The organism is Gordonia sp. NPDC003429 (genome assembly GCF_053588575.1).
In genome coordinates this window covers 285,266-295,954 of record NZ_JBSFQF010000001.1, presented here as the reverse complement: position 1 = coordinate 295,954, position 10,689 = coordinate 285,266, and the positions used below count along the sequence as shown (strand labels likewise).

General features: G+C 67.3%; 10 protein-coding genes. 7 read left to right on the top strand and 3 right to left on the bottom strand.

The annotated features are described in order from the left end of the window. Nucleotides 1–33: 33 nt before the first annotated feature. Nucleotides 34–1,941, bottom strand: a complete 1,908-nt coding sequence (locus ACWDSI_RS01395) for a cation:proton antiporter (protein WP_449745918.1) — start codon at nucleotides 1,939–1,941, stop codon at nucleotides 34–36. 193 nt (nucleotides 1,942–2,134) lie between these two features. On the opposite strand from ACWDSI_RS01395, the gene ACWDSI_RS01390 reads away from it, so the two are divergent. The 4 genes from ACWDSI_RS01390 (at nucleotide 2,135) to ACWDSI_RS01375 (ending at nucleotide 6,148) form a co-directional block, all read left to right on the top strand. Continuing rightward, a complete protein-coding gene (locus ACWDSI_RS01390; RefSeq protein ID WP_449745558.1) occupies nucleotides 2,135–3,133 on the top strand; it encodes an AurF N-oxygenase family protein in 999 nt (332 codons plus the stop codon). A gap of 30 nt (nucleotides 3,134–3,163) precedes the next feature. After that, nucleotides 3,164–4,753 carry a 4Fe-4S binding protein gene (locus ACWDSI_RS01385; RefSeq protein WP_449745559.1) on the top strand — a complete coding sequence of 530 codons (1,590 nt, stop codon included), beginning with the start codon at nucleotides 3,164–3,166 and terminating at the stop codon, nucleotides 4,751–4,753. Continuing rightward, nucleotides 4,665–5,180, top strand: a complete 516-nt coding sequence (locus tag ACWDSI_RS01380; RefSeq protein WP_449745560.1) for a hypothetical protein — start codon at nucleotides 4,665–4,667, stop codon at nucleotides 5,178–5,180. Before ACWDSI_RS01385 ends, ACWDSI_RS01380 begins: the two co-directional genes overlap by 89 nt. Nucleotides 5,181–5,335: 155 nt before the next feature. After that, nucleotides 5,336–6,148, top strand: coding sequence for a hypothetical protein (locus ACWDSI_RS01375; RefSeq protein ID WP_449745561.1), 813 nt, complete (start codon nucleotides 5,336–5,338; stop codon nucleotides 6,146–6,148). On the opposite strand, the gene ACWDSI_RS01370 is transcribed toward ACWDSI_RS01375, so the two are convergent. Continuing rightward, complete coding sequence (locus tag ACWDSI_RS01370) at nucleotides 6,120–7,430, bottom strand: DEAD/DEAH box helicase (protein WP_449745562.1); 1,311 nt, start codon at nucleotides 7,428–7,430, stop codon at nucleotides 6,120–6,122. The genes ACWDSI_RS01375 and ACWDSI_RS01370 overlap by 29 nt on opposite strands. Before the next feature lie 272 nt (nucleotides 7,431–7,702). Next, nucleotides 7,703–8,323, bottom strand: coding sequence for a helix-turn-helix domain-containing protein (locus tag ACWDSI_RS01365; RefSeq protein WP_449755442.1), 621 nt, complete (start codon nucleotides 8,321–8,323; stop codon nucleotides 7,703–7,705). 18 nt (nucleotides 8,324–8,341) lie between these two features. Here ACWDSI_RS01365 and ACWDSI_RS01360 point away from each other — a divergent pair, with 18 nt between their 5' ends. From ACWDSI_RS01360 to ACWDSI_RS01350, 3 genes are all read left to right on the top strand, one after another. After that, nucleotides 8,342–9,034 carry an AzlC family ABC transporter permease gene (locus ACWDSI_RS01360; RefSeq protein WP_449755441.1) on the top strand — a complete coding sequence of 231 codons (693 nt, stop codon included), beginning with the start codon at nucleotides 8,342–8,344 and terminating at the stop codon, nucleotides 9,032–9,034. Next, nucleotides 9,031–9,354, top strand: a complete 324-nt coding sequence (locus ACWDSI_RS01355) for an AzlD domain-containing protein (RefSeq protein WP_449745565.1) — start codon at nucleotides 9,031–9,033, stop codon at nucleotides 9,352–9,354. The genes ACWDSI_RS01360 and ACWDSI_RS01355 overlap by 4 nt, the downstream gene beginning before the upstream one ends. Before the next feature lie 114 nt (nucleotides 9,355–9,468). Further along, nucleotides 9,469–10,686, top strand: coding sequence for an arylsulfotransferase family protein (locus ACWDSI_RS01350; RefSeq protein WP_449755440.1), 1,218 nt, complete (start codon nucleotides 9,469–9,471; stop codon nucleotides 10,684–10,686). The last annotated feature ends 3 nt before the right edge of the window (nucleotides 10,687–10,689 follow it).

Below are 10,689 nucleotides of genomic sequence, written 5' to 3'. Positions count from 1 at the left end.
ACAGAGGACGACTCGCGAATCGCGCGATAGTTGTCAGCTACCGCGCTGCATGTCGAGGCTGATCTCCTCGGCGTCGAGTTGGCCGAGCGCCTTGCTGAGCACCCCGGAACTGTAGGTTCCTTCACTGCGCAGACGGAGCAGCGTCTCGCGTTGTGCGACGACGATCTCGCGCCGAATCCGTCGAATCCGGGCGCGATTCTCCGCGGTCATCCGGAAGCCCATCGCCTGCGGGCCCGGCTTCGCAGCCGGCGTCGGTTCGGTATCCGGTTCATCGTCGGCCCTGCCCTCCACCTGTTCGTCGCCGTCGGTTACCGGGCCGAGGGCATCGTCGTCGGCCAGGGTCTGCGACGCATCGGCCGCATCCTCCTGCGCTTGTCTGTTGGTCTCCTCGAGCCTTTCCCGCATACCCGGCACGGCGCGGATCTCGTCGCTGGCGGCCATCACCCGTGCGCTGGTCCGCTCGAGTTCGGCGTTGAGCCGCACGCGTTCGGCCGCAATCGTTCTCGACTCGTCGGGAAGGTGCAGCCGACGGATCAGCCACGGCAGGGTGCCGCCCTGCCCGAGCAGCGACGCGGCGGCCACCACGAAGGCGACGAGCACCAGCAGCGATCGACTCGGCGTGGATTCGGGCAGCGTTTGGGCGGCCGCCACGGTGATCACACCGCGCATCCCGGCCCAGACGATGATCACCGATTCCTTGGGTCCCAGTGGCGCTTCGGCGTAGTAGTCGATATCGGCCAAGGTGCGGACCACGCGCGAGTTGATCCGCTCCGCCGTTGCCGGCGACACCGGCCCCAGATCCGGCGAGGGGAGTTCGCCTCGCTGGCGTCGGCGTATCGGGATGATCTGGCGCCACCTGCTCCGCGCCTTTCGGCCCCCATGGTGCGAGACATCGGTGCTCGGGGTGACGGTGAAGTCCTCGAGCATCGGGCGGATCGCGTCTCCGCGGCGACGTTTGAGATCGAGCCACCACACCAGCGGCGCGACGTAGACGGCTCGCACCACGAGCACCAGCATCAAGGCAGCCACTCCGATGAACACCGCATTGTGCACACCCTCGTGGTCTTTCTGCACATCACGCATCAGGGTGAACAACTCCAGACCCATCAGCAGGAAGACGCCGCCCTCGGCGATGAGTTCCACGGTGCGCCAGTTCTGGATGTCGGAGAGGCGGTGCTGGGGGGTCAGGAACCGAGCCGCTCCCGCACCGGTGATGAGTCCTGCGGTCACCGCGGCCAACAGGCCCGACGCACCCACTGCCTCGGCGGGCAGGTAGGCCAGGTACGGGACGGTGAACGAGATCGCGGTGTTGGCGGTGGCGTTGTGCATGTGTGAACGCACCCAGAGATTGGCCAGCCCGATCACGGCACCGATCACCACCGCCGCGACAACCGCCCACGCGAAGTTCAGGGCGACGCCCCAGAACGAGATCGATGCAGCGGTTGCCGCGATCGCTGCCCGCAGCAACACCAGCGCACTCGCGTCGTTGAGCATGCTCTCGCCCTCGAGGAGGGCCACCACCCGCGATGGCACACCCATGCGTTTGGCGATCGAGGTGGCCACGGCGTCGGTCGGACTGACGATGGCGCCCAGCGCCACCCCGGTGGCCAGCGAGATGTCGGGGACGACGAGGGTGAAGAACCATCCGAGGATCACCGCGCTGATCACCACCAGCACCACCGACAACGCGCTGATCGCGGTGAAGTCGCGTCGGAAGTCCATTGTCGGCATCTGGATCGCGGCCGAATACAGCAGCGGCGGCAACACGCCGATCAGGATCCACTCGGGATCGGCGTGGAACTCCGGCACCCACACGCTGATTCCGACCACGGCCCCGACCACCACCAGCACGAGCGGGGCCGGTATCCGGATGCGCGGCGCGAGGTCACTGACGAGCGCGATCAGCACGACCGCGCCCACCACGATGAGAATCTTCTCCACGCGGCCATCTTCGCGCATCCGTCGCGCGGCCACGCCGTTGCGGCGCACCGCCCGACCACATAGGCCTCACCATGAGTTCCACCGGTCAATGTGACATCGATTGTTGACAAGTTCCCGCACGGCGGCTTAGCGTCGAACTCTGTGACGCTCGCCATACGTCCACACCATCGAGAAGGGCGACACCATGACCGAGATGACCTCCTACGACCCGGGACCGGCCGTCGACGAGGGACTCGACCGTGCCGAGTATCAGCAAGTACTCGACGACCTGTCGTCGGCGTCGGTACACCGCAACTTCGACCCCTACCTGGACATCGACTGGGACGCGCCGGAGATGGCCATCACCCCCGACGACCCTCGGTGGCGGTTGTCCTACGACGTCGATCCGGTCGGGAGACACCCCTGGTATCAGCAGCAGCCACTCGACAAGCAGATCCGGATGGGCATGTGGCGACAGGCCAACGTCGCCAAGGTGGGCTTGCAGTTCGAATCGATCCTGATCCGGGGTCTGATGCAGTACAGTTTTGCGCTTCGCAACGGAGCCAAGGAGTTTCGTTACACCACGCACGAATCCAAGGAAGAGTGCAACCACACCCTGATGTTCCAGGAGTTGGTCAACCGGATCGGCATGGACGTGCCCGGTGCGAAGATCGGGTACCGCATGGTGTCCCCGCTGGTGCCACTGGTGTCCACCATCTTTCCCACCGTGTTCTTCTTCGGCATTCTCGGCGGTGAGGAACCGATCGATCATCTGCAGAAGGACTTTCTGCGCACCCGAGCCGACCTGCATCCGACCATGGCCGCGGTGATGCAGTTGCACGTGGCGGAGGAAGCGCGCCACATCTCCTTCGCCCACCACCACCTGCGTGAGAGCATTCCGCGCAAAGGACGCGCGCAACGGTTCCTGTTGTCGCTGGCATTCCCGATCGCCATGCGGATCCTGTTGGGCGCCATCATGGTTCCGCCCCGCAATTTCCAGCGCGAATTCGACATCCCCGACGCGGTGATGCGCGACATCTTCTGGCGCGCCGAGGAGTCGAAGCACGTGCGACGCAACGTTTTCGGTGACGTACGGATGCTCGGCGAGCAGTGCGGGCTGATGAATCCGGCGTCGCGTGCGCTGTGGCGGGCGCTCGGCATCAGCGGACGCTCGTCACGCTTCCGCAGCGAACCGTCCTACACCGCGGTCTAGCCGCGCGATCCGGCGATTCGACAGAGAACCATGCCTCACGTGGTGACGCAGGCCTGCTGCGGTGACGCCTCCTGCGTCTACGCCTGTCCGGTCAACTGTATTCATCCCACCCCCGACGAGCCCGGTTTCGGCACGGCCGAGATGCTGTACATCGATCCGCAGACCTGTGTCGACTGCGGTGCCTGCGTGAGCGCATGCCCGGTGGGTGCGATCAGTCCCGCACACCGGCTCGGCTCTGGTCAGGAACGCTTTGCCGACATCAACGCCGGGCACTACCAGCAGGACGAAACATCCTCGGAAGCAACCCGTTTCCCCGTCGACCAGCGCCGTATGCTGCCGCTGGCTCCGATCAGGCCGGCTCGGGCGCTGCCGACCGGGATGCGGGTGTCGGTGGGCATCGTCGGGTCGGGACCGTCGGCGATGTATGCCGCCGACGAACTGCTGCGGCACCGGGGCGTCTCGGTGACCATCTACGAACGACTCCACCAGCCGTTCGGGCTCGCCCGTTTCGGGGTGGCGCCCGACCACGCCGCGACGCGCACGGTGATCCGCCTCTTCGACGAGATCGCCCGCGACGACAGGGTGCAGATCAGGCTGAACACCGAGATCGGCCGTGACCTGTCGCTCGACGACCTTCGCGAACGCCATCACGCGGTCATCTGGGCGGGCGGGGCACCCACCGACCGTCGTCTCGACATCGACAACGCCGACGCTCAGGGTGTGCACTCGGCCACCTCATTCGTGGGCTGGTACAACGGCCATCCCGATTTCGCCTCGCTGACCCCACAACTCGGGTGCGACGAGGCGGTTGTGGTGGGCAACGGCAACGTGGCGCTCGACGTCGCCCGCATCCTCGTCACCGATCCCGAGCGGCTGGCGGAGACCTCGATCGCACCGGCCGCGCTGGCCGCGCTGCGCACCTCACGGGTGCGTCGCGTGACCGTTGTCGGCCGGCGCGGCCCCCGGCACGCAGCGTTCACGCTGCCCGAACTCGTCGGCCTGGTCGACGGCGGCACCCCCACCGTCGTCGACCCGCTCGGCGCCGAGGAACTGCGCGAGGCACACGAATGGGGCGACCTCGACACCACCACGCGCAGCAAGCTCGCCCTGCTGAGCGAACTGGTGGACGACGATGCACCCGCCGAGCCCCACATCCGGTTCGCCTTTCACCGGCGGCCGACGGCGATCGACGTCGATGAATTGGGACGCGCCGTCGGCATTTGTGTGACATCTCCCGGACCGGAACCGGCCACCGAGGTGTTGCCCGCGGGACTGATCCTCACCTCGATCGGCTACCGGGGGCGCGCCGTGGCGGGGCTGCCGTTCGACCACGACCGCGGCGTGATCCCCCATCGGGACGGCCGGGTGGTCGATGGGGACGTCCCGGTGCCCGGCATGTATGTCACCGGATGGATCAAGCGCGGTCCGTCGGGATTCATCGGCACCAACAAATCAGATAGCGCCGAGACAGTCGGCTCGCTGCTCGCCGATCTGGCGACCGCCGCGCCATTTGCTGAACTACGTTCGAAGCATGATCTCAGGGAAGCATCACTCGGCCGTCTCGGCACCGATGTACCGGCGCAGCACCGCCGACGCCGACCTCTCGGCGCTGCCCGCTGACGCACGCACCGCACTGCACAACTACGCGAGCGCCCACCGGCTCGAACTCGACGTCACGATGCCCGCATGGGTCACACGCAGCGAGAATCTTCCTTCGAGGTCGTGGATCGGTCGGCTCCTGGGACGCCGGGCCAATCCCGCCGACCCCGACGACGAGCACCAGACACTGGTGATCCTGCATCCGACCCACCTGATCGTGGAGGTGTCGGGGGCCGAACGTGGCATCACCGCCATGTCGGTACCACTGGCCTCGGCATCGATCGCCGACGCTCCCCCGAACTCCGGTGATCGGGGATTCACGGTCGACGGATGGGACAGCTCGGACGGCGCGGCAGGCACCTTTTTCATCGGCCTCGGACCCGAGGATGCCGGCACACGATGCGCGGAAGCGGTGCGTGCGGCGGTGGCCTCAGCGAAGAACGATTGACCCCTGTAGCAGGTGTTTTCCGACCCGACATCAGACCGGTGAATGCGGTTAAGGATAGCGAAAGTTACAGTTCGGTTCCTTCGATTCACATCCGTCCGTCGCGTATCGCATACGTAGCAACCCGCGAGTATTCTCATGCCGCGATAGGGGTGAGGATGAGCAGCACGTTGTCGCGGTTCGACTACATCGACGCAGCCAGGTCGACGGCCCAGAGCTTCGTCGAGATGACCCGGCGTGTCGACAACCCGGAGACGCGTCTGGGCGGCGCCGCGCAGTGGACGGTGGGCGATTGCGTGGGCCATGTGGCGTGTGAGCCGTCGCGCTACCTGGACCTGGCGCGCGGCGAGGCGTCGTGGCCGTGCCGCACCCGCGAACTCTTCGACGTGTACGCCAAACAGATCGCGAACGTGCCCACCCGGGATGTCGGGAGTCTGTGCGGCAAGCTGCTCGACGACCTCGACGAGCTTCTCGACCTGGTGAGCCACTTCGGCGCCCGCGTGCCGATGATGCAGATCGACTCGGGGCCCACCGTGCGGGCCGACGCGTCGCTGGGCATCCTCATCGGAGAATTCGCGGTACGCGGACACGACATCGCCCGGGCCACCGGCCAGCGCTGGGAACTCGACCCCGCACTCACTCCCCTGGTGGTGCGCGGACACCACGCATTGCTGCCGGTGTGGCGCGACGAGGGGGCCTGCCGTGAACACCACGCGACCTATGACTTGCGACTGCGCGGCTACGACGAGCGTTGCATCCTCGAATTCACCGGCGGTGCACTCGAAGTCAATCCCGCCGAGCACCGCGAGCCCGACGTCCACATCAGCATCGACCCGGTGGCGTGTCTGCTCGCCGGCTACGGTCGCATGTCACTTCTGCGTGCCGCGGTGACCGGGCGCGCGATGGTGTGGGGCGCCAAGCCGTGGCTGGCCACCGGTTTGGTCAAGCGCTTCGGGCCGACTGTCGGCTGACGCCGCGCGACCGTGAGCGCCCGTTGCGCTGCTGCTGCGGGCGCCGCCGCCCGGACGTGCCGCGGCCGCTACGTTGCGGCTGACGGGTGGGCGCCGCGGTCGGCGCCACCGGTGCCACGAACTCGGCGCGCTCGCCGATCAGCGCGGTAACGGCCGGGGCCGTCGACGACACTCGCTGCGGCTTCACCCCGATGGCGGCCTTGCGCAGGAGCTGTTCGAGGTCACGGCGCTGCTCGGGCAGGCACAGCGTCACCACGTCACCGGCGCTGCCGGCACGCGCGGTACGACCCGACCGATGCAGGAACGTCTTGTGCTCGGCCGGCGGGTCGACGTGCACGACGAGTTCGATGTCGTCGACGTGCACACCGCGGGCGGCCACGTCGGTGGCCACCAGCACGCGCACCCCACCCTCGCCGAAGGCCTTCAGGTTGCGGTCACGCTGCGGCTGACTCAGGTTGCCGTGCAGATCGACCGCCGGGATTCCGTCCGCGGTGAGCTTACGGGCCAGCTTGCGCGCCTGATGTTTGGTGCGGGTGAACAGGATTCGGCGTCCCACACCCGAGGCGAGTTCGGTCACCACGGCCGATTTGTCACCGGGGGCGACCTCGAACACGTGGTGGGTCAGCGATTCCACCGGCGAGGTGGCGTCGTCGACGGAGTGCATCACCGGGTCGGTGAGGAATCGGCGGACGAGCTTGTCGACGCCGTTGTCGAGGGTCGCGGAGAACAGCATGCGCTGACCGTCGGCGGGTGTGGCGGCCAGGATGCGGGTGACGCCGGGGAGGAACCCGAGATCGGCCATGTGGTCGGCCTCGTCGATGACGGTGATCTCCACATCGTCGAGGCGCACGATGCGCTGACGCATCAGATCCTCGAGTCGCCCCGGGCAGGCCACCACGATGTCGACGCCGCGGCGCAGGGCCTGCTCCTGACGTGCCTGTTTGACGCCACCGAACACGGTGGTGACGGTGAGGCCCATCGCCTGTGCGAGGGGGGTGATGGCGACGCTGATCTGATTGGCCAGTTCACGGGTCGGCGCCAGGACGAGCCCGGTTGGGGCGCCCGGCTTGCGGGTCACCTCGAGTTCGGCCAGTCCGGCGACGAGAGGAATGGAGAATGCCAGCGTCTTTCCCGATCCGGTGCGCCCGCGGCCGAGGACGTCGCCGCCCTCCAGGGTCGCCGGCAAGGTCTTCTCCTGAATCGCGAATGCTTCGGTCTTGCCTTCGGCGGCAAGCACTTTGACGATCTCGGCGGGCACGCCGAGAGAACTGAAGTCGGTCATGAAACCAAGTCTTTCTGCATGTGGGCAGTAACGGACTCGATGTCGGTTGCTGCCACGGTGGCGAAATCGCGGGTGCGCGAATTCGTTTCGCCGTATGAAATGAAGATGCGTGGCGGTCGACCTACCCTTCGGAGGGACCTGCCGCGAGGATCTGCGATCTACGACGCGTCGGCGCCACATCTCTGCGTGCCGATGTCACAACGCTACGCGAAATCGGCGCCGTGGCGCCAATCCGACGCGCCCCGCCGGACGCCCCTACTTCGCCTTCGCGTTCAGAATGCCTCGCTGACCAGCACCGCAACGGTGCCGGGCATCAGCGCATCGAAGGTGTGCTCTGCGTCACCGGGGTAGGAAAGGTAGTCGCCGGGACCGAGTTCGACGGGCGCATCCGCGGGTCCGACGAGCGCGCGTCCGGCGCAGAGCACCACGTGCTCCGTGGTTCCGCGCGCGTGCGGACGCGAGGACCGCGGCGAGCCCGGTTCCGCCCGGATCAGGAAGATGTCGCGCCGCGATCCGGGCGGCGCCGCCGAGAGCAGGGTGGTGGTGTAGTCGGCCACTGCGGCTGCGATCACCGTGCCCTCGCCGAATCGGATCAGCTCCACCGGCCGCGGCGGTGCGTCGAGAAGGTCGGAGAACTGGATCCCCAAGGCGGTGCTCAGCGCCCAGAGAGTCTCGATGCTTGGGTTCCCGGTTCCCGATTCCAGTTGCGAGAGAGTCGATTTGCCCACTCCGGCGCGTCGCGCGAGTTCGCCGATCGACAGGCCGGCGCGGGTACGTTCACGTTTGAGTGCCGCGGCGACGAGCACTGTTGGATTCGGAGTCGTGGGGTGCGGCCCCTGGGACCGGGTGTTCGATATATCGTCCGATTGTTCACCTTGACGAACTATGCCCATGTGTTCATCATAGTGGACATGCGTTCGTCATGGGAGAACCTCGGGTGGTCGACACTGCGGACAATCCTGGTCATCTCGCTGTCGGTGCTGGTCATCGGCACGTCGTATGGTGTCGCCGCGCACGGCGCAGGTCTCGCCTGGTGGCAGATCGTCACGATCGCCTGTCTGGTGATGGCGGGTTCGAGCGAGTTCGTCTTCGTCGGAGTACTCGCCTCCGGCGGAGTGCCGCTCCTCGGCGCGGTGGCCGGACTGGTGGTGAACACGCGCAACCTCGGGTACGGACTCGCCGTCGGCCAGCACCTGGGCCCCGGACTGCGCACCGCGTTCGGCGCGCATCTGATCAACGACGAGACCACGGCCGTGGCGACCGTTCAACCCGATGCCGCCCGATCGCGCGCCGCGTTTCTCTGGTGCGGTGCCGGGGTGGCGCTCTGCTGGCCTGCCGGTGCTGCGCTGGGAGCCGTTGTGGGTCAGCTGATCTCGAGTCCCCAGGCGCTGGGTCTCGACGCGGCGTTCCCGGCTCTGCTCGCCGCACTTGCCGTCGGAGCACTCCGCGACCGACCCGCCGCACGAACACCCCTGGCGATCTCCATGGGTGTGGGTGCGGTGCTCGCGGTGGCGGTGACCCCGTTCGCGCCTGCCGGCGTGCCCATCCTGTGCGCACTGGCCGGCCTGGCCGCCGCCCGGCCCGAACCGGCGGCCATCACATGAGCCACGGCACCCAGCTGTTCCTCGCAGTGTGCCTGCTGGCAGTGGGTACCTACCTGCTCCGCCTGGCCGGCCCGGTGTTGCGCTCCCGGTTCCGCATGTCGGCTCGGTTGCGCGAGTTGATCGATCGCGCCGCGCTGGTGCTCCTCGTCGCCGTCGCGGTGACCGGCGCACTGTATGCCGGTCAGGATCTCGCCGGGTGGGCTCGTCCGGCCGGTGTGGCCGCGGGGGTGGCCGCCGCACTGTGCCGCGCACCGCTCATCGCGGTGGTGGCGCTGGCCGCGGGTGTGGCCGCAGCCTTACGAGCGCTCGGCGTCGCCTGAGGCGGTCTCATCGATCTCTCATCCGAAAACCCTTGTCGAGCAGGCCGACGGGCGCGAAGGATCGGGTGGTCCCCGGTCACCGGCGGGGAAGATCGTCGACCACAGGAGAACTCGATGCGCCCAGCGACCGCGTTGCGGACCGCGCTGCTCGTGGCTGTGACGGTATTCGGCTCGTTGACCACCATCGTGTCGACCACCGTCGCCGCACCGGCCGACGCCGCACCCCGGCTGCCCACGTTCCCGATCGGTGCCGCGCAGTACACCGTGAACGTGAACAAGCCCGGCGGACCCGGCGGATATGTCTTCTACACCACCGGTCTGCCCGCGGCTGTTCCGCTGCCCATCGCCCCGCAGGCGCTGGCCGGTATCGATCAGTCGGCGATCATCGCCGACAAGTCCGGGCGGGTCGTCTGGCGCTACACCCCGCCGAACAACGAGGGCATCGAGAACTTTCGCACCCAGACCTACCAGGGCCGCAAGGTGCTCACGTGGTGGCAGGGACCGGGTGCGGCCGGGCACGGCGCGGGGGCGGACTACATCGCCGATACCCACGGTCACGTGATCAAGACGCTCACACCGGGTGACGGACTCACCTCCGATGTGCACGAGTTCCGCCTGACCCCCGACGGGCGCGCGTTGATCACCTCGTATCGGGAAGTCGCCGCCGACCTGACCTCGGTGGGCGGCCCGCGCAAAGGCACGATGCTCGACTGCATCGCCTCCGTCGTCGACGTGGCCACCGGACGCCCGCTGTGGCATTGGTCCGCGCTGGCCCACATTCCCGTGTCCGAGTCGTCCGCGACGTACACCGGCCTACGCGGCGCGGGAACCTATGACCCGTTCCACATGAATTCCATCGCGCTCGACCCGAGTGGCAACCTGCTGATCTCGTTCCGCAACCTGAACGCGATCTACAACGTCGACGTCGGTACCGGCGTGGTGAATTGGCAACTCGGTGGCAAGAAATCGAGTTTCGTCATGGGCCCGGGCAGTGACTTCTTCGGTCAGCACGACGCGGAGTACGCAGACCCGACGACGATCCGGATGTTCGACAACAACATCGACGTCGTCAATCAGCTCGGCGACTCCAGTATCAAATGGGTTCGCATCGACCCGAAGAGGCACACCGCGACACTGGTTCGCGCACAGGGACATCCGGGTGGACTCGCGACGGCGGCGACCGGAAACGCGCAGGCGCTGCCGGGCGGTTACACTTTCGGCAGCTGGGGTACCGCGCCGCATATCTCGGAGTTCTCCGCGTCCGGCGAGATGACCTACGACGCAACGCTTCCCATCGGTACCTACCGTGCCTACCTGGACAGCTGGCCGTGATGA

What these genes read in the sequence shown, in the direction of transcription:
- ACWDSI_RS01390 (WP_449745558.1), top strand. Translation starts at nt 2,135, where the DNA reads ATGACCTCCTACGACCCGGGACCGGCCGTCGACGAGGGACTCGACCGT.
- ACWDSI_RS01385 (WP_449745559.1), top strand. Translation starts at nt 3,164, where the DNA reads ATGCCTCACGTGGTGACGCAGGCCTGCTGCGGTGACGCCTCCTGCGTC.
- ACWDSI_RS01380 (WP_449745560.1), top strand. Translation starts at nt 4,665, where the DNA reads ATGATCTCAGGGAAGCATCACTCGGCCGTCTCGGCACCGATGTACCGG.
- ACWDSI_RS01375 (WP_449745561.1), top strand. Translation starts at nt 5,336, where the DNA reads ATGAGCAGCACGTTGTCGCGGTTCGACTACATCGACGCAGCCAGGTCG.
- ACWDSI_RS01370 (WP_449745562.1), bottom strand. Translation starts at nt 7,430, where the DNA reads ATGACCGACTTCAGTTCTCTCGGCGTGCCCGCCGAGATCGTCAAAGTG.
- ACWDSI_RS01365 (WP_449755442.1), bottom strand. Translation starts at nt 8,323, where the DNA reads ATGGGCATAGTTCGTCAAGGTGAACAATCGGACGATATATCGAACACC.
- ACWDSI_RS01360 (WP_449755441.1), top strand. Translation starts at nt 8,342, where the DNA reads ATGCGTTCGTCATGGGAGAACCTCGGGTGGTCGACACTGCGGACAATC.
- ACWDSI_RS01355 (WP_449745565.1), top strand. Translation starts at nt 9,031, where the DNA reads ATGAGCCACGGCACCCAGCTGTTCCTCGCAGTGTGCCTGCTGGCAGTG.
- ACWDSI_RS01350 (WP_449755440.1), top strand. Translation starts at nt 9,469, where the DNA reads ATGCGCCCAGCGACCGCGTTGCGGACCGCGCTGCTCGTGGCTGTGACG.